Genomic DNA, 17788 nt, shown 5'->3' with positions numbered 1-17788 from the left:
GTCCGTCCGTGGCGGCGCGGTCACTCCTGCTCGGCCAGGGGCCGGCCGTCGAAGTCGATCGCCGAGTAGAGCGCCAGCTTCTCCAGGCGGTGGTACGAGTCGATCACCCGGATGGTGCCGCTCTTGGAGCGCATCACGATCGACTGGGTGTACGCCCCGCCGGCCCGGTAACTGACGCCGCGCAGCAGGTCGCCCGAGGTGACGCCGGTGGCCACGAAGAAGCAGTTGTCCCCGGTGACCAGGTCGTCGGTGGTGAGTACCCGGTCGAGGTCGTGGCCGGCGTCGAGGGCCTTGGCCCGCTCGGCCTCGTCCCGGGGCCAGAGCTTGGCCTGCATCACCCCGCCCATGCACTTCAGGGCGCACGCGGCGGTGATCCCCTCCGGGGTTCCGCCGATGCCCATCAGCACGTCGACGTCGGACTCGCCCCGGGCGGCGGCGATGGCCCCGGCGATGTCGCCGTCGGAGATGAACCGGATGCCGGCCCCGGTCCGGCGGATCTCGGCGACCAGGTCGTCGTGGCGCGGGCGGTCGAGCACACAGACCGTCACGCCGGAGATGTCGGTGCCCTTGATCTTGGCGATCCGGCGCAGGTTCTCGGTGATCCCGGCCTCGATGTCGACCACGTCCGCGTACGCCGGCCCGACGGCGAGCTTCTCCATGTAGAAGACGGCGCTCGGGTCGAACATCGCACCCCGTTCGGCGACGGCCAGCACCGCCAGGGCGTTCGGCATGCCCTTGCTCATCAGCGTGGTGCCGTCGATCGGATCGACCGCCACGTCCACCTCGGGGCCGCTGCCGTCACCGACCTCCTCACCGTTGAAGAGCATCGGGGCGTTGTCCTTCTCACCCTCGCCGATCACCACGACGCCCCGCATCGGGATCGAGTTGATCAGTTTGCGCATGGCGTCGACGGCTGCCCCGTCCCCGCCTTCCTTGTCGCCCCGGCCGACCCACCGCCCGGCGGCCATCGCCGCCGCCTCGGTGACGCGGACCAGATCGAGGGCGAGGTTGCGGTCGAGATCCTGGGGGATCCGCGTCCTGGTGTTCGTCATGACGGCTTCCTCCTCGCGACGGTGCGGGGTGGACCGGCGGGATGCGGCCGTCGCCGCCGCCGGCTTTGTCACTGATCCTCACATGATGGCCAGCGAAACGTCCTCACACGGTGGTCAACCTAACGCCGTCGCGGGGTCGTGGTGGCCCGGATCCGGCCAACTCGGCAGCTGCGAAGATAGGGGGGTGGAGACCGCAGACCGCGTACCCGCCGACTCGACCCCGCCGGACGGCCAGCCGCCGCTGACCCCGTCCGGGACACCGACGACCCCACCGCAGGGGCAACCGCCGGTGCCCGGCCGGGCCGCCGGGGAGGCGCCGGCCGGACCGGACCCGGGTGCCGCCCCCACCGCGGAACCGGCCGGGTCGGAGGCGTCCGGGCCGGCTCCGGCGGCGGGCGTGGCGTCCGGGCCGGCTCCGGCGGGTGGTGCGGCGTCCGGGCCGACTCCGGCGGGTACGGAACCGGCGCTGGTGGCCCCGGCGACCCCGCGACGGGCGGCGTCGGCCGGCACCGGTCGGGCGGGACGGTCGGAGCGCTCCCCGAAGGACATGGCGATCTCGCTGCTGGTGCTGCTCGTGCCGATCGCCCTGCTGCTCGCCTTCTACCGGGGTTTCCTCGGCGGCGAGGAGCCGACCACCGTCGACCCGGCCCCCGCCATCGAGCAGGCTCGGGCGGCGAACGTCTTCCCGGTGGCCGAGCCCGCCGATCTCGCCTCGGGCTGGCGGCCCACCACGGCCCGGTTCCAGCAGACCGAGCAGGGGGCGAGCCTGCGTCTGGGCTACCTGACGCCGGAGGGACGTGGCGTCCAGCTCGTGCAGAGCAACGTGCCGGCGGAACGGCTGTTGCCCCAGGAACTCACCGACCGGGGCCAGGCGCAGGGCGCGCTCGACCTGGACGGGCGGAGCTGGCAGCGCTACACCGCCCGGGGCAACGAACGCGCCCTGGTGCTCCTGGAACCCACCCGGACGGTGATCGTGGTGGGGGATGCGACCGAGAACGAACTACGCGAGTTGGCCGACTCCGTACGGTAGGGTCCGCGCCGGACCGGGTACATGACACCCGGACGGGCACCCCCGTTACCCGGTATCCCCCTTTCCGGCGCACGTGTCGCGCCGGACGACAACTGGAGACGTCCACGTGAAGATCCGACGGTGGAGCGCCGGCGTCCTCGCCGCCTCCCTGCTCGTACCCGGCCTCACCGCCTGCAAGTCCGACGGCACCGAGTCGACGGCCGAGCCGGCCGCCAGCGGTTCCGCGGCCACCTCGGCGGTCCCCTCGGACGCGAAGGAGGCGCTCCTCGCCTCGACCAAGGAGATCAGCAAGGGCAACTTCAGCTTCACCATCAACGGTGGCGAGCTGAACGGCGCCGGCAAGGTGCACGCGCCGACCAAGAGCGCCGAGATGTCGATGACCGGCGGCGAGGCCGCCTCGGCCGACCTGACCATGGAGATGCACCTGGTCTTCATCGACACCGACGCCTGGGTCATGGTCCAGTTCGGCGGGTCGATGGCCACCGCCATGCCGAAGCAGACCACCTCCGGCAAGTACCAGCACCTCGACCGCTCCCGGATCAAGGGCATCAAGCAGCTGGAGTTCGACTTCACCGACGTCGACCCGGCCGGCAGCGAGGCGCTGACCAAGGCGATCACCGAGGTCCGCAAGACCGGTGACGGCCTCTACGCGGGCACCATCGACGCCACCAAGGCCACCGACTCGGACATGATCGACGCCGACGCGCTGAAGGCCCTCGCCGGCGAGGCCTCGGCGGTGCCGTTCACCGCCAAGCTCGACGCCCAGGGTCGCCTGGTCGAGATGGGCCTGGAGGTGCCGGCCGTCGGGGGCGGCGCGGCGCAGAACCTCGTCGTGACCTACGCCGACTACGGCACGACCACGCCGGTGCAGAAGCCGCCGGCGGACCAGGTGGTCGAGGCGTCCGAGGACGTGTACAAGATGTTCAAGTAAGCACCCCGCGACCGGGTACCGGGGCGGACGCGGTCCGCCCCGGTACCCGGTTCAGGCGTCGGCGTCCTGTCGGGCGGCGTCGAGCCGTGCGCGGGCGCCGTCCAACCAGTGCTGGCAGATCTCGGCCAGCCGTTCGCCCCGCTCCCAGAGCGACAGCGACTCCTCCAGCGACGTGCCGCCCGCCTCCAGCCGTTCCACCACCGAGGCCAGTTCGGCGCGGGCCTGCTCGTAGCTGAGCTTCTCGGGGTTCTTCTCCGCAGTCATCGCCTGCCATCCCACCACACGGGGCTCAGCCGTCCACCGTCGCGGCGAGTTCACCGGCGGCGAGCCGTACCCGCAGCGGGTCGCCGGGGCCCACCTCGCCCGCCGCCCGGACGACGTGCCCGTCCGCCCGCTGCACGATGGCGTAGCCACGGTCCAGGGTGGCGGCGGGGGAGAGGGCCCGCAGCCGGGCCAGGGTGTGCCGGAGGTCGTTCTCGGCGGTGCCGAGCCGGTGGTCCAGACAGCGGCCGGTCCGGGCCCGCAGCGCGGCCAGGTCGGCGGCCCGCTGGTCCACGATGACCTGCGGGCGGGCCAGCACCGGGCGGGAGCGGAGCAGGTCGAGCCGGTGCGACTCCCGGTCGACGAGGTTGCGGACCGCGCGTTCCAGCCGGTGCCGGGCCTGCCGGATGAGGCGGACCTCCTCGGTCAGGTCGGGAACCACCCGCTTGGCGGCGTCGGTCGGGGTGGAGGCCCGCACGTCGGCGACGTAGTCCAGCAGCGGGGCGTCGGTCTCGTGGCCGATCGCGCTGACCACCGGCGTACGGCAGGCGAAGACCGCCCGGCAGAGCGCCTCGTCGGAGAAGGGCAGCAGGTCCTCGATGCTGCCGCCGCCCCGGGCGACGACGATCACCTCGACCGACGGGTCGGCGTCGAGCACCTTCAGCGCGTCCACGATCTGCGGCACCGCGCCCGGCCCCTGCACCGCCACGTTGACCGTGCGGAAGTCCACCGCCGGCCACCGTCGGCGGGCGTTGGTCAGCACGTCACGTTCGGCGGCCGAGGCCCGGCCGGTGATCAGCCCGATCCGGCCGGGCAGGAAGGGCAGCCGGCGCTTGCGGGCCCGGTCGAAGAGGCCCTCGGCGGCGAGCAGCTTCTTCAGCTTCTCCAGCCGGGCCAGCAGCTCACCCAGGCCGACCTGGCGGATCTCGTCGGCGCGGAGGCTGAGCGTGCCCCGGGCGGCGTAGAACTCCGGCTTGGCGTGCAGCACCACCCGGGCGCCCTCGCGCAGCTCCGGCGCACCCGCGTCGAGCACGTCCCGGTTCGTGGTGACGGTGAGGCTCAGGTCGGCCGACGGGTCACGCAGGGTGAGGAAGACGGTGGAGGCACCCGGACGCCGGCTGATCTGCGCCACCTGGCCGTCGACCCAGACCCAGCCGAGCCGGGCGATCCAGGCCCCGACCTTCTGGCTGACCACCCGGACCGGCCAGGGCTCCTCCGGTGTGCTCCGGGGCGCCCCGCCGCCCTCGCCGCCGCCTGCGTTCCCCGCACTCCCACCGCTCACCCGCCCACCCTAAGCCCCGCGCCGGCCACTGCCCGCCGGCGCCGCCCGGCGGGCCGCACGCGACGTCGGACACCGGTTCGGCGGCCACGCCGGTCCCGGCCGGGAGCGGTGGGACGAAATGCGCACCTGCCGGGGGCACGTACGATGGGCGGGTGACCGAGGTTCAGGCGACTCCCCAGACCGGCAAGCGCGTGCTCCTGGCGAAGCCCCGTGGCTACTGCGCCGGGGTCGACCGCGCGGTGCAGACCGTCGAGGAGGCGCTCACGCTCTACGGTGCGCCGATCTACGTGCGTAAGCAGATCGTGCACAACAAGCACGTGGTGCGGACGTTGGAGGCCAAGGGCGCGATCTTCGTCGAGGAGAACGACGAGGTCCCCGAGGGGGCGACCGTCATCTTCTCCGCCCACGGCGTCGCCCCGGAGGTGCACGAGCAGGCCCGGTCCCGGTCGCTGCGGGCCATCGACGCGACCTGCCCCCTGGTCACCAAGGTCCACCACGAGGCGAAGCGGTTCGCCGCCGAGGACTACGACATCCTGCTGATCGGGCACGAGGGGCACGAGGAGGTCGTCGGCACCACCGGCGAGGCTCCCGCCCACATCCAGCTCGTGGACGGCCCCGAGGACGCCGACCGGGTGACCGTGCGCGACCCGAGCAAGGTCGTCTGGCTCTCCCAGACCACGCTGTCGGTGGACGAGACGTTGGAGACGGTGGCCCGGCTGAGGAAGCGGCTGCCGATGCTCCAGTCCCCGCCGAGCGACGACATCTGCTACGCCACCTCCAACCGACAGCAGGTGGTCAAGGAGATCGCGCCGGACTGCGACGTGGTGATCGTGGTCGGCTCGCGCAACTCGTCGAACTCGGTCCGGCTGGTCGAGGTCGCGTTGGACGCGGGGGCCCGCGCCGGACACCTGGTCGACTTCGCCTCCGAGATCGACGACGCCTGGCTGGCCGGGGCCCGTACGGTCGGCCTGACCTCCGGCGCGAGCGTGCCGGACGAGCTGGTGCAGGACGTGCTGGCCCACCTCGCCGTCCGGGGCTTCGCCGACGTGGAGGAGATCGTCACCGCCGACGAGCGGCTGACCTTCTCCCTCCCGCAGGAGCTGAAGCGGGACATGCGCGCCGCGGCGGCCGCCCGGGGCTGACCGCTCCGTGGACGGACCGGGGCGGAACGATTCCGCCGCGTGGTGCGTCTGAGGCGGTATGAAGACGCAACGGATCGCGCTACCGCTCCTGGTCGCCTGCCTGGCGCTGGGCGCCTGTGCCGGCCAGGACGGCAGCGGTAACCAGGATGGCGGCACGGCCGCCAACCCGAGCCAGACGGGAGCTCCGGTGACCACTCCGTCCGAGGGCACGGACAGTCCGGGCACGCCGCCGGCCGTCCCGCCGACCGAGGGCAAGCCCGGCGGGCCGAGCGCGTCCGCCGCTCCGGGCGGCGCGACCATCACCGGGACCGTCACCTCCGGGGTCGAGCCGGGCTGTCTGCTGCTCGGTGAGTACCTGCTCGTCGGCGGACCACGCGACATGATCAAGTCGGGTGCGAAGATCACCGTCACCGGCCGGGTCCAGGCCGACCTGATGACCACCTGCCAGCAGGGCACGCCCTTCCTGGTGGACCGGGTCAACCCGGCCTGATCCGCCGCGCCGGGGGTCGGGCCGCCACCGAAAGGGTGGAGCCCGCCCCCGCGACGAGCGGGGGCGGGCTCCGGTGGTGCTCAGGGACGGATCAGTTCACCGCACCGATGGAGACCGAGCCACGGCCGACGACCGCGCCCTCGCTGGTCACCACGGACAGCTCACCGAAGAGCGACCGACCCGCCTGCGGGGTCGACGAAGCCGTCACCGTGCCGGTGAGGCTGGCGGTGGCACCGTGCGGCATCGGGATCGCCGTGGTCGGAGCGGACAGGGTGCCCAGCGCCGCCGCCGAGAACGAGTCCCGGTAGTCGTAGGCGGTGGTGGAACCCGGGCCGTTGACCGCGTAGCCCTCGACGACCACCCGGTAGGTGCCCGCCGGCGGGTTGGGGATGGTCACGGCCTCCTCGGAGTCACCGTCGGCCTGGCGGCCGACCTCGGTGGCTCCACGGAAGACGTACAGGTCGAGGTCGGCGCCGACCTCGGCCGGGTTGCCGATCCGGGCGGTGAAGGTGGTCGCACCGGCCGGCACCTCGACGAGGTACTCCTGCGAGGCGCCCTCACCGATCGTCGGACGCGTGGCGTTGACGCTGGAGAGCGGCCCACCCCGTCCGGAGACCGAGACCGGACCGAAGGGGTTCTTCAGCGACCAGGTCACCTGGGTCGGCTGGCCGGCGGTGACCGACGGCAGCTCGACGACGGCCGGCTCCACCTTGACGCCCTGGACCCGCACGTCGAGCTTGAACGGGTTGTTCAGGGCCGGCGAGGTCCGCCGCGACTCCACCTCGATCTCCCAGACCCCGGCGATCGGGTTCTGGTAGTCCCGCTCCTGCGGCTTGCAGGCGGCGGCGTCGGAGAAGTTGGTGTAGCAGCCCAGGCTGGACGTGGGGTCTACCGGCACGCCGTACGGGTTGAAGGCGATGAACCGGGTGTGCGAGCCGGTGGCGATGCCGGAGAGGTTCACCTGGAGCGCGCCCGCGCCCGGCGGAACGGTCACGAAGTACGAGGTGAAGCCGTTCCGGTCCACCGAGCCCTCGGCCGAGTACGCGAAGTTCGGCGCCTTCACGGCGTTCGAGGCGACCACCACGGCGGAGACCTCGAAGTCGACGACGCTGGTCGCCGGGTCGTCGATCGTCATGATCGTGCCGTGCGCCCCGGCGGTGGTCGCCTTGGCGGTGACGTTGACCGTGACGGTCTTGTTCAGCGGCAGCGAGACGGACTTCGGCGCCTTGAAGGTGCCGTCGTTGCCGCGCAGCTCGATGTCGTGCTTGATCGTGCCGGCCGGGCCGCTGGTACGGGTGAGCTTGACCGGGTAGGTCTTGCTCTGCCCGACGTTCTGGCCACCTGCGTTCGCGGCGCAGCGGTTGTAGACGCCCACGCCCCGGTGCGGGTTCGGCACGAACTGGCCGAGCGAGGAGTCGTACCGGGTCAGGTTGCCCGACAGCTCGGTGCAGACCGCCGCCTCGGAGGTGTAGGAGCGGGTCTCCACGCCCTTGCGGAGCAGGTTCCACGCGCCCGGCACGTTGACCATGCCGTAGCCCTGCCCGTAGGTCGGGACGTCGGCGATCGGCTTGGCCGAGGTGTACAGCGCGCGGCGCAGCGCGGCCGGGGAGACGCCCTTGCCGGTCGCCTTGGCGGCCGAGAGCAGCAGCGCGGTGGCGCCGGTGGCCTGCGGGGCGGCCATCGAGGTGCCATTGATCATCGCGTAGCCCGGGGGCAGCGGGTAGCCGGCCTCGGCGACCGGACTGCCGGCCTGCCAGGTCGGCGCGGTGGAGATGGCCGAGCCCGGCGCGGTGAGCTGCGGCTTGAGACCGCCGTCCTCACGGGGGCCACGGGACGAGAAGTTGAACAGGGCGTTCTTCGTCTTCACCACGGAGCCGTAGTTGGCCAGCCAGGTGTCCTTGCTGATGCTGGCCGCGGTGCTGATCACGTTGGTGGCGACCGACGGGTCGCCGACCGTGTTCACACCCGGACCGGAGTTGCCGGCCGAGAGGACGAGCTGGACGCCGTAGACGTCGATCAGCTGGTTGTAGAGCACCGTGCGGGCGTTCGACCCGTCGTTCAGGGCCGGCAGGCCACCGATCGACATGTTGACCACGTCGACCTTGCGGTTGATCACCAGGTCGGCCATGCCGGTGGTGAGGGCGGCGGAGGAGCAGCCACCACCCCACGAGCAGGCACGGGCGGAGACCAGCTTGGCGCCGGGGGCCGCGCCGTCGAAGGCGGTGTTGCCGAGCATGTCGTTGGCGGCGGTGATGCCGGCGACATGGCTACCGTGGGTGCTCTCGACGATGCCGATGTTGACGTAGTCGACCAGGCCGGGGCCGCCGGCCGGGGTGGTGTCCACGTCCTCGCGGTACTCGACGACGAACGGGATCTGGTCCCGAACCGGGGTCGCCGGGTTGTCGGTGCCGAAGCGGCCGACGTCGAACTTCTCCTTGTACGGCCGCATCACGGCCTCGTCGGTGAAGTCGTTGTCCTGGTCGACGTCCACCCAGATGTTGTGGGTCACCGGGTCGTAGATGATGCCCCAGGTGTCGGTGGTGTCACCGTCGCGGTTGACGTCACCGGCCGGGTCGCTGGCCCGCGTGATCGACTCGCTGAACCGGTTGAACCGGTAGGTGCCGGCGGGGGCCTTGAAGGTGGCGGTGCCGACGGTGAAGGTCGGCCCGGTCACCTCGGTGATCATGGCCCGCCAGGTGGCGTCCTCGAGCGGGTCGGTGGCGGTCACCCAGTCGACGATCTTGCGCTCGCCGGTGGTGGTCTTCTGGAGCGCCGGGTTGTCGAGGTCCACACCGGAGTCCATGATGCCGATGGTCACGCCACGGCCGTCCCACTGCGGGTTGCTGGCCTTGAACTTCTCGGCGCCGGTCTCGTGGGTCGGCATGTACGGGTTGACCGCTCCGGTGTCCGCGCCGGGGCCACCGAGGGTCGCCGCTCCCCGCTTCGCGGACCGGCTGCCGGCCGGGGCCGCCTCCGGCGTCGGGTCCGGTAGCTGGATGACCTCGTCGAGGTCCACCGCGGCGACACCGGGCAGCCGAGCCGCCTTGAGCGCCTTGTCGGTGGGGACCTTGGCCAGGACGTAGCCGATGCTGTCGAAGCGCTGGCTGACCGCGCCGCCCAGCTTCTCCACGCCGTCGGCGACCTTCTTCGCCGCACCCTTGTCGGTGGCGACGATCATCGTGACGGTGGGCGCCTTCTTGGCCTCGGCCTCGGCGAGGAGCTTGGCGTCGTGCGAGCCCAGCGTCTCGGCGGCGGTGGCCGGAGCGGCATCGGAGGGAGCGGCGCTCGCGGTGGCGGCACCGCCCGCGCCGGTCATGGCGCCGGCCGCCACGACGGACGCGAAGAGCGCGGCGGAGGTACGCCGGCCCAGGTTGCGGGGTTTACTCACGTTCTCTTTTCCTCCAGAGATCCAGAGAACCAGGGCTCTGCGATGCAGAGCACTCGTGAGCGTGATCTTTCGTGGTGGCCGGAGTCGATGTCACTACTCCGAAGTAGGTTGTGACCACCTCGTGACGTGATTCGGTCCACCCCGTCACGGGAAAAGTGCTAGTCGTCGATGGTCGGGGGCCGAACGGACGAAGTGGACCGCTGACCGGCCGGCTCGACCAGCTCCGGGGCCTGCGGCTGCCGGGGGGCCAGCTCCACCTGGGCGGGCGTCGGCAGTTCCCGGTCGGAGACCCCCAGTTCGGCCAGCTTCCGGGCGCTGACCAGCACCCGCGCCTCCAGCGAACCGACCGCCCGGTTGTACGCGGTCACCGCCGCGCCGAGCGAGCCCCCCAGCCGACCGACGTGCTCGCCCAGCGTGGACAGCCGGCCGTACAGCTCCCGGGCCAGCGAGTGCACCGCCACCGCGTTACGGGCCAACGCCTCCTGCCGCCAGGAGTACGCCACCGTCCGCAGCAGCGCCACCAGGGTCGCCGGGGTGGCCAGCACGACGTTCCGACCGAACGCGTGTTCCAGCAGCGTCGGGTCGTGCTGCAACGCCACGTCCAGGAACGGGTCGGCCGGAACGAAGAGCACCACGAACTCGGGGGTGTCGTCGAACGCCGCCCAGTAGGACTTGGCGGCCAGCGCGTCGACGTGCGCCCGGAGGTGCTTCGCGTGCGCCCGCAGCCGGGCGTCCCGCTCCCGGTCGTCGCGCGCCTCCATCGCGGTCAGGTACGCGTCGAAGGGTGCCTTGGCGTCCACCACCACCGAACGTCCACCGTGCAACCGGACCACCAGGTCGGGCCGGACCTGCCGGTCCTCCACGGCGGCGGTGACCTGCTCGGCGAAGTCGCAGTGCTCCAGCATGCCGGCCGCCTCGACGATCCGGCGGAGCTGGTGCTCACCCCACCGTCCCCGCACCTGGGGGGCGCGCAGCGCCGCCACCAGCTGTTTGGTCTCGGTGCGCAGCTCACCGGAGACCGCCCCCATGGCCCGCACCTGTTCGCGCAGCTCGGCGTAGGCGTCGACCCGGTCCCGTTCCAGTTCGGTCACCCGGGACTCGTAGCGGCGCAGCGTCTCGTGCAGCGGTGCGACCGCCCGAGCCACCGCCTCCTGCGACTGGGCGGTCGCCTCGTAGTTCAACGCCCGCATCGACTGCTCCAACCGGCCCTCGCCCTCGCGGAGGGCGTGCAGCGTGGCGTCCAGTCGGGCGATTTCCGCCGCCGCGCGGGCCCGCGCCGCGAACCAACCGACCGCGCCGCCCGCACCGAGGCAGACCACCACCACGGCCAGCGTCGAGAAGTCCATCCCCCGAGCTTGCCAAAACAGGTACGACGTGCCGACCAGGGGTACGTTCGGGCGATGGAAACGCTGCTCATCCTCGGTCTGATCGCGGTGCTGCACGTGGCCGGCTTCGTCTGGTGGCAGTGGCACAGCGCCGGGCGGCGGGCCCGGGAGATCGCCGACGCCCGCGCCGAGGCGCTCCGCTGGTACGAACGCCTCGGCGGCCAGGTGATGAACCTGCACGGCGACACCCCGGCGGCCCGTCAGGCGCTGGTCGACGCGGGGGAGCGGTACAACGCGGCCGGCAGCCAGCTGGAGCAGGCGCGGACGGTCCGGCAGTACGAACTCGCCAGGGAGACCGCCCTGGAGGGGCTCGCCCACGCCCGAGCGGCGCGGACGGCGCTCGGGCGCGGCGGCGACGTCGGCGGCGACTGGTGAGCGCCGCCCACCCGGGTCACCGCAGGGGACTCCTCGTCGGAACGAGGTGACCGGAGTCCCCTGCGACCGACCGACTGACAGCCGGTCGACGACCACCCGGCCCGTCAGCCGGTGTTGCGCATTCCGGCGGCGATGCCGTTCACCGTGGTGAGCAGGGCCCGCTCCAGGGCCGTACCGTCGCTGGGCGCCCGCCGGCCCCCCGGCGCGGTGGCCACCGCGCGCCCGGCCGCCCCGGAGTCGCGGTACTGCCGCAGCAGCGCCACCTGGAGGTGGTGCAGCGGTTCGAGGTAGGTGTCCCGCACGGCCAGGGTGCGCTGGAGCACCGGGGAGTTCTCCAGCAGGGCGGGGGTGCCGGTCACCGCCAGCACCTCCTGCCGGGTCAGCTCGTACTCCTGCTCGATCGTGTGGAAGATCGGGTGCAGTTGCTCCGGGACCAGGGTTTCGACGTACCGGCGGGCGATGGTCAGGTCGGTCTTGGTCAGCATCATCTCGACGTTCGACAGGAACGTCCGGAAGAAGTGCCAGTTCCGGTTCATCTCGGCGAGCACGTCGGAGAGTCCCGCCTCGCGGGCGGCGGCCAGGCCGGAACCCACGCCGAACCAGCCGGGGACGATCTGCCGGGTCTGGGTCCAGCCGAACACCCACGGGATTGCCCGCAGCCCGGCCAGGCCCGCCCCGGTGTTCGGCCGCTTCGCCGGCCGGGAGCCGATGTTCAGCGCGCCGAGCAGCTCGGTCGGGGTGGACGCCCAGAAGTACGCCGGCAGGTCCGGGTCCTCCACCAGCGACCGGTACCGCCGGTACGCCGAGGAGGAGACCACGTCCATCGCGGCGTCCCAGCGTTCCAGCATCTCGGCCGGCTGCCGGGGTGCGGTGTGCAGCAGCGTCGCCTGGAGCACGGCGGCCAGGGTCAGCTCCAGGTTCTCCCGGGCCAGCGACGGCAGGGTGTACTTGTCGGAGATGACCTCGCCCTGCTCGGTGACCTTGATGGCGCCGTCGAGCGTGCCGTACGGCTGGGCCAGGATCGCCTCGTGGGTGGGGCCGCCGCCCCGGCCGACCGTGCCACCCCGGCCGTGGAAGAGGCGCAGGTGCACGCCGTGCCGGGCGGCCACGTCCCGCAGCGCCCGCTGCGCCCGGTGGATCGACCACTGGCTGGTGGTGATGCCGGCCTCCTTGTTCGAGTCGGAGTAGCCGAGCATCACCTCCTGCACGTCGTCGCGGGCGGCCACCAACTGCCGGTACGCGGGCAGCGACAGCAGCTCGTCGAGCAGTTCGCCACCGGCGTTCAGCTCGGCCGGGGTCTCCAGCAGCGGCACGAAGCCGATCCGCGCCCGGCCGCTGTGCACGTCGACCAGACCCGCCTCGCGGGCCAGCACCACGGCGGCGAGCACGTCGTCCACGCCGAGGGTCATCGAGACGATGTACGACTCGATGACCTCGTTGCCGAACCGGTCCTGCGCCTCCCGGACCGCGCCGAAGACGTCGAAGGTCTTCCGGGCCGCCTCGGTCAGCGGGGTGTCCGCCGTGGAGAGCGGACGGCGTCCGGTCAGCTCGTCGGCGAGGAGCTTCGTCCGCTCCAGCCGGGTCAGCGACGGGTAGTCGTCCACCTCGCCGACGGCCTTGTAGAGCTGGGCGAGCACCGTGTGGTGCGCCTCGGCGTGCTCGCGGATGTCCATCGTCGCCAGGTGCAGGCCGAACGCCGACACGGTCCGGATCGTCGAGGCGAGCCGTCCCACGGCGGTGAGCTGCCCGGAGTTGCGGGCCAGCGAGGCGCGCAGCAGTTCCAGGTCGGCGACCAGCTCGGCGGAACCACGGTAGTCCCGCCCCGGCACGTGCGGGGTGCCCTGGCGCAGCCGCTGCCGGGTGTTGGCCAGCTTCGCCTTCACACACCGGGCCTTGAGGCGGTACGGCTCCTCGGCGTTGACCCGCCGGAACCGGGGGGCCACCTCGGGCAGCGCGTCCAGGTCGGTGGCGAGGCTGGCCGACAGGTCGAGCGAGACGCCGCGCAGCCGGCGGGAGACCGACACCTCGTTGATCAGGTGGTCCATCGCCCGCTCGGTGGCGGCGATGCCGTGCTCGTGCTGGATGACCAGCACCTCGCGGGTCACCGCCGCGGTGACGAACGGGTTGCCGTCCCGGTCGCCGCCGATCCACGTGCCGAAGGTCAACGGCCGGGCGGTCGGCGAGGTCTCCACCCCCAGGGTGCGCAGGGTGTCGGCCAGGTCGTCGAGGACCTGCGGCGCGGCCTCGGCGTAGAGGTCGCGCAGGTAGTAGATGGCGTTGCGGGCCTCGTCGGTCGGGTCCGGCCGGTCCAGCCGCAGCTCGTCGGTCTGCCACATCAGGTCGAGCAGTTCGGCGAGGCGGCGGTTCGCCGGCCCCTCGTCGCTCGCGCCGTACAGGATCGCGTTGGCCGTCTCGGTGTCCAGCTCGTCGGCGATGGCGCGGAGCTTGGACAGGATCGACCGGCGGGCCGCCTCGGTCGGGTGGGCGGTGAAGACCGGCCGGACCGCGAGGCGGCGGGCCGCTCCGGCGATCTCCTCCGCCGGTACGCCCCGCTCGGAGATCATCGTGGCGGCCTGGTCCAGCCAGCCGCCCTGCACGGCACGGCGACGGCGCAGATCCCGCGCCCGGTGCACCTGCTCGGTGATGTTCGCCAGGTGGAAGTAGGTGGAGAAGGCCCGCGACAGCTTGGTGCCGGTGGTGACGTCGAGGCCGCCGAGACGGTGCGCGGCGGCCGCCGCGTCGGTGCGTACCAGGGCGCGGATCTCCTCGACCAGGTCGAGCAGGGGGCGCCCCTCCTGCCGGGCCAGGGTCTGCCCGAGCAGGGTCCCCAGCCGGCGGATGTCGGCCCGCAGGGCGGCGTCCGGCCCGTCGTGGTCGTGCTGGTCGGTCACGGGGTGCGCTCCTTACGTGAGGACGAAGGACAGCGCTGTCCGACTCCCTGGATCGTATCCGCGTCGTCCCCGCGCGGGGGGAACGGCCCTGAGATGTCGCTCATTGCGTGGGAATCCCCGGGTGTGCTCCGGCGGCGGGGAAAACCGGTTGGGGCGGCGGATAGCGTCGGACCCATGGCTGACCGCATCTACCCGCCGAAGCCGCGTCCGGGGGACCGGGTCGCGGTGGTCTCCCCGTCCGCCGGTCTGCCGGCGGTCTTCCCCCACGTCTACGAGCTGGGTCTGCGCCGGCTCCGGGAGGAGTTCGGGCTGGAGCCGGTCGAGTACCCGACCACCCGGGTGATGGACGCCGACCCCCGGGACCGGGCCCGGGACCTCACCGCCGCGTTCGCCGACCCGACCGTCACGGCGGTGCTCGCCACGATCGGCGGCGACGACCAGATCACCGTGACCCCGCACCTGGACGACGCGGTGCTGCGCGCCAACCCCAAGCCGTACTTCGGCTACTCGGACAACACCAACCTGCTCCACCACCTGCACCGGCTCGGCGTCGTCGGCTACCACGGCGGGTCGGTGCTGGTGCACCTGGGCCGTCCCGGCGCCCCGCACCCGCTGACCATGGAGTCGCTGCGCGCCGCCCTGTTCACCTCGGACTGGTACGAGCTGCGCCCGGCCCGGGAGTGGGGCGACCAGCCGCACGACTGGAACGACCCGTCGACGCTGGACAGCGAACCGCCGATGTTCCCGGGCACCGGCTGGACGTGGGAGGGGCCGCAGCGTGCCGTCGAGGGGCCGGCCTGGGGCGGCAACCTGGAGATCCTGCACTGGTTGGCCGCCGCCGACCGGATCGCCCCGGCCGCCGAACTGGCCGGCTCGGTGTTCGTGATCGAGACCTCCGAGGAGCTGCCGTCGGCCGTCGAGGTGTACCGGATGCTGCGCAACCTGGGGGAGCGGGGGCTGCTCGCCGGCTTCCCCGCCGTCCTGGTCGGTCGGGCCAAGGCCTGGGACTTCGCCCGCCCGCACACGACGGCCCAGCGCCGCGGGTACGCCGACGCGCAGCGGGCCGCCGTCACCCGGGCGTTGCAGGAGTACGCGCCGGGGGCGGTGGTCGTCTTCGACGTCGACCTCGGTCACACCGACCCGCAGCTGATCGTCCCGTACGGCGGGGACGTGCGCGTCGACGGCGTGGCCCGCCGGATCACCGTCCGCTACTGACCACCCCGCCGCCTCGTCCCGCCCCGCCCGGCTCGATCCACTCCGGTCCGCCGGTTTCGGGGTGTCCACCCGACCGGACACCCCGATACCGGCGAAACCGTGACCGTCCCGGGCGGCGTCAGAGGGTGATCGGGCAGCGGCCGGCGCTGAAGTGGGTCACCGCCGCCACGATCTCCTGCTCCGAGCGGTCGGCGAAGTTCAGCGTCGCCACCAGACCGGAGCCGTAGAAGGCGTTCAACATGCTGCTGTCCAGCGCCGTGTACGCCCCGAGGTTCTGCAACATGCGCGGATCGCGGAGCTGGACGACCAGCATCTTCTCCAGGCTCCACCGGCGGCGACGGATCTGTCCGACCGCCTCCCAGGGCACCCAGACCGCCTGGCCACGGGTCGGTCGGGTGCGGATCCACAGCCCGGCCGGGCTCAGGGCCAGCACCGGACCGCCCGAGGCGATCAACCACAGTTGGATCCCGAGCGGCAGGGCGGTCGCCGCGAGCAGGCAGACCAGGATGCCGACGATGCCGAGGGCGGCGTTGCCACGCACGTCCGGATCGGCGGAACCCGCCATGCCGAAGCCGGCGAGGCAGACGATCGGGCTGAGCAGGACCAGCATCACCGCACCCATGATCAGGCCCCGCTTCGCGACGCTCGGGCGGACCACGAAGGGCTGGTCCTCCGGGATGCGCTTGGCCGTCGGTGCCGGCGGGGGCGGGTAGCCCGGGTAACCCGGATGGCCCGTGGGGTGTCCGGGCGTGGGCTGTCCGGGCTGCGGATATCCCGGCAGCGGGTTGCCCTGCGCGTACTGCGGGGCGTTGCCGTAGGGGTGCTGCGGAGCGTTGCCGTACGGCGGTTGTGGCGCGTTGCCGTAGGGATGCTGCGGGGGGTTGCCGTACGGGGGCTGCGGTGGGTTGCCGTGCGGCGGAGGTGGGGTGGTCACCGGGGTACTCCAGCTGTCGAGCGGGACAGGGGCGCCCAGCGTACGACGGGTCCACCCGGCCGGCGTCGGCGCGGAACCCGCCTACGGGGACGGGACGGTGGGGCGGCGGCGCGCGACCGCCGGTTTCGGCGGCACGACCTCGCGCACGGGACGGGACCGGACGGGGTGCCGCACGCGGGGGCACGGCACCTCCGTCCGGTGCGCCGTCGGCCGTGGACCGGCCGGCGGCGGCCGGGCCGGAGCTGCGGGCCTCCCCGAACAGGTCCGCGCACCCCGGGCGGCCCGCCTCGGCCGGTCTGTCGACCACTCGTGGTGGTGCGGTCGACCGGACTCGACGGGCCGGACGTCCCGGCCACGGATGTCATCGTCCGCCTTCCGTCGGTTCCGGGTCTTGAACATCGTTGCTCGGTTCGGCGAGCGGCCGGCTCAGGCGGCCCGGCGCAGGGTGGCCGCACCGGAGGCGGTCCCTGCCGGCCTGCCCTGCCCCGGCGAGAGGAGCCGGCGCAGCCGGGCCGGTGGCTCGCCGACCTGGGCCCGCACCACCCGGGTCAGGTGGGCCTGGTCCGCGAAGCCGTACTCGGCGGCCATCGTGCCCAGCGGCGGCGCGTCCCCGCTCTCCAGCGTGTGCAGGACCGCACGGACCCGCAGGTCGTTCCGGTAGCTGGTGAGGCTGCGGCCGGTGACCCGCTGGAAGACCCGGCTCAGGTGGTGCGGCGAGCAGCCCACCTCGCGGGCCACCTCGGTGAGCCCCAGGGCGAACCCGGTCGCGCCGAGCACCTGCCGGGCCCGGTCGGCCAGCCGGCGGTGCGCCGCCCGGGTGGCCGGCCGCTGCCCCACGGCCCGGTCCAGGTCCGCACCCGGATCCCCGGTGTGCAGGGGGCTGTCGCTGAGCACCTCGGCCAGGAACCGGTGCACCCCCTCGGTGAGCGCGAACCGGTCGATGCCCCGCCGGGCGCGGGCGACCAGTTTCCGGTGTTCCAGGTCGAGCCGGGCCTCCAGCCGGCCCTCCCAGCCGGTCCGGTCGAACCAGCGTCGCGCGTCCGGGCGGTCCGCCAGCACCTCGGCGGGGATCTCCAGACAGGTGTAGACGTCCCCGCAGCCGAACGGGTGGGCCAGGAACATCTCGTCGCCGGGTCGGGTGAGCAGCACCGAGGTGGCGTCGACGAAACTCGCCTGACCGTTGACCCGGCGCAGGTACGCCCCGGAGCGCTGGAGGTAGACCCGGTAGCCGAGTTCGGGCACCGGGCCGACCCAGTCCCGGCCGTCCAGCAGGCAGTCGACCTCGTACATCGTCATGCTGTCGGGCAGGCCCAGCCCGCGCCAGCGACCCTGGGACGTCCGCTGGCGGGGAGTGTCGTTGAACGTCTCCGGCATCGGTCCTGCCCCTCGTCGGTAACGCTCGCACCGCTCGG

The 17788-nt window shown here is 72.9% G+C and carries 13 protein-coding genes and 1 pseudogene; 6 read left to right on the top strand and 8 right to left on the bottom strand.

Going from position 1 to position 17788, the window contains the following annotated elements:
- Positions 1-20 precede the first annotated feature (20 nt).
- On the bottom strand, positions 21-1052 hold the full coding sequence (glpX, locus tag AB0F58_RS23880) for a class II fructose-bisphosphatase (protein ID WP_357146897.1): 1032 nt from the start codon (positions 1050-1052) through the stop codon (positions 21-23).
- A gap of 184 nt (positions 1053-1236) precedes the next feature.
- Here glpX and AB0F58_RS23875 point away from each other — a divergent pair, with 184 nt between their 5' ends.
- Both AB0F58_RS23875 and AB0F58_RS23870 read left to right on the top strand, forming a co-directional pair.
- The gene (locus AB0F58_RS23875; RefSeq protein WP_357146894.1) at positions 1237-2082 is read left to right on the top strand and encodes a DUF4245 family protein; all 846 of its coding nucleotides are present in this window, start codon (positions 1237-1239) and stop codon (positions 2080-2082) included.
- Between the two features lie 106 nt (positions 2083-2188).
- Positions 2189-3013: a hypothetical protein gene (locus AB0F58_RS23870; RefSeq protein WP_357146891.1), complete on the top strand. Its 825-nt coding sequence runs from the start codon at positions 2189-2191 to the stop codon at positions 3011-3013.
- 51 nt (positions 3014-3064) lie between these two features.
- Here the strand turns inward: AB0F58_RS23870 and AB0F58_RS23865 are convergent, their stop codons facing one another.
- Both AB0F58_RS23865 and xseA read right to left on the bottom strand, forming a co-directional pair.
- Positions 3065-3277 carry an exodeoxyribonuclease VII small subunit gene (locus AB0F58_RS23865; RefSeq protein WP_357146888.1) on the bottom strand — a complete coding sequence of 71 codons (213 nt, stop codon included), beginning with the start codon at positions 3275-3277 and terminating at the stop codon, positions 3065-3067.
- Between the two features lie 25 nt (positions 3278-3302).
- Positions 3303-4556: an exodeoxyribonuclease VII large subunit gene (xseA, locus tag AB0F58_RS23860; protein ID WP_357146885.1), complete on the bottom strand. Its 1254-nt coding sequence runs from the start codon at positions 4554-4556 to the stop codon at positions 3303-3305.
- Positions 4557-4708: 152 nt separating this feature from the next.
- Between xseA and AB0F58_RS23855 the strand changes: the two genes are divergently transcribed.
- Together AB0F58_RS23855 and AB0F58_RS23850 are read left to right on the top strand one after the other, a co-directional pair.
- The gene (locus AB0F58_RS23855; RefSeq protein WP_357146882.1) at positions 4709-5698 is read left to right on the top strand and encodes a 4-hydroxy-3-methylbut-2-enyl diphosphate reductase; all 990 of its coding nucleotides are present in this window, start codon (positions 4709-4711) and stop codon (positions 5696-5698) included.
- A gap of 58 nt (positions 5699-5756) precedes the next feature.
- Positions 5757-6188: a hypothetical protein gene (locus AB0F58_RS23850; RefSeq protein ID WP_357146879.1), complete on the top strand. Its 432-nt coding sequence runs from the start codon at positions 5757-5759 to the stop codon at positions 6186-6188.
- A 91-nt stretch (positions 6189-6279) separates the two neighbouring features.
- On the opposite strand, the gene AB0F58_RS23845 is transcribed toward AB0F58_RS23850, so the two are convergent.
- Positions 6280-9576: a S8 family serine peptidase gene (locus AB0F58_RS23845; protein ID WP_357146876.1), complete on the bottom strand. Its 3297-nt coding sequence runs from the start codon at positions 9574-9576 to the stop codon at positions 6280-6282.
- Positions 9577-9734: 158 nt separating this feature from the next.
- The gene (locus AB0F58_RS23840; RefSeq protein WP_357146873.1) at positions 9735-10922 is read right to left on the bottom strand and encodes a DNA recombination protein RmuC; all 1188 of its coding nucleotides are present in this window, start codon (positions 10920-10922) and stop codon (positions 9735-9737) included.
- A 54-nt stretch (positions 10923-10976) separates the two neighbouring features.
- Here AB0F58_RS23840 and AB0F58_RS23835 point away from each other — a divergent pair.
- Positions 10977-11306 (top strand): annotated as a pseudogene (locus AB0F58_RS23835) (hypothetical protein); the annotation flags it as partial.
- Positions 11307-11440: 134 nt separating this feature from the next.
- Here the strand turns inward: AB0F58_RS23835 and ppc are convergent.
- Positions 11441-14227: a phosphoenolpyruvate carboxylase gene (gene ppc, locus AB0F58_RS23830; RefSeq protein ID WP_357146870.1), complete on the bottom strand. Its 2787-nt coding sequence runs from the start codon at positions 14225-14227 to the stop codon at positions 11441-11443.
- A 174-nt stretch (positions 14228-14401) separates the two neighbouring features.
- Between ppc and AB0F58_RS23825 the strand changes: the two genes are divergently transcribed.
- The gene (locus tag AB0F58_RS23825; RefSeq protein ID WP_357146867.1) at positions 14402-15442 is read left to right on the top strand and encodes a S66 peptidase family protein; all 1041 of its coding nucleotides are present in this window, start codon (positions 14402-14404) and stop codon (positions 15440-15442) included.
- A 118-nt stretch (positions 15443-15560) separates the two neighbouring features.
- On the opposite strand, the gene AB0F58_RS23820 is transcribed toward AB0F58_RS23825, so the two are convergent.
- Positions 15561-16376, bottom strand: coding sequence for a hypothetical protein (locus tag AB0F58_RS23820; protein ID WP_357146864.1), 816 nt, complete (start codon positions 16374-16376; stop codon positions 15561-15563).
- 426 nt (positions 16377-16802) lie between these two features.
- Positions 16803-17750 carry an AraC family transcriptional regulator gene (locus AB0F58_RS23815; protein WP_357146862.1) on the bottom strand — a complete coding sequence of 316 codons (948 nt, stop codon included), beginning with the start codon at positions 17748-17750 and terminating at the stop codon, positions 16803-16805.
- Positions 17751-17788 lie beyond the last annotated feature (38 nt).

This window comes from Micromonospora sp. NPDC023956, from assembly GCF_040639195.1.
Lineage (GTDB): Bacteria > Actinomycetota > Actinomycetes > Mycobacteriales > Micromonosporaceae > Micromonospora.
Note: the sequence above shows the minus strand (reverse complement) of the source record. Positions and strands in the feature narration are given on the sequence as shown.

Excerpts from the sequence above, each read along its gene's own strand:
- AB0F58_RS23825 (WP_357146867.1), top strand. The coding sequence starts at position 14,402 with ATGGCTGACCGCATCTACCCGCCGAAGCCGCGTCCGGGGGACCGGGTC.
- AB0F58_RS23840 (WP_357146873.1), bottom strand. The coding sequence starts at position 10,922 with ATGGACTTCTCGACGCTGGCCGTGGTGGTGGTCTGCCTCGGTGCGGGC.
- AB0F58_RS23815 (WP_357146862.1), bottom strand. The coding sequence starts at position 17,750 with ATGCCGGAGACGTTCAACGACACTCCCCGCCAGCGGACGTCCCAGGGT.
- AB0F58_RS23850 (WP_357146879.1), top strand. The coding sequence starts at position 5,757 with ATGAAGACGCAACGGATCGCGCTACCGCTCCTGGTCGCCTGCCTGGCG.
- AB0F58_RS23865 (WP_357146888.1), bottom strand. The coding sequence starts at position 3,277 with ATGACTGCGGAGAAGAACCCCGAGAAGCTCAGCTACGAGCAGGCCCGC.
- glpX (WP_357146897.1), bottom strand. The coding sequence starts at position 1,052 with ATGACGAACACCAGGACGCGGATCCCCCAGGATCTCGACCGCAACCTC.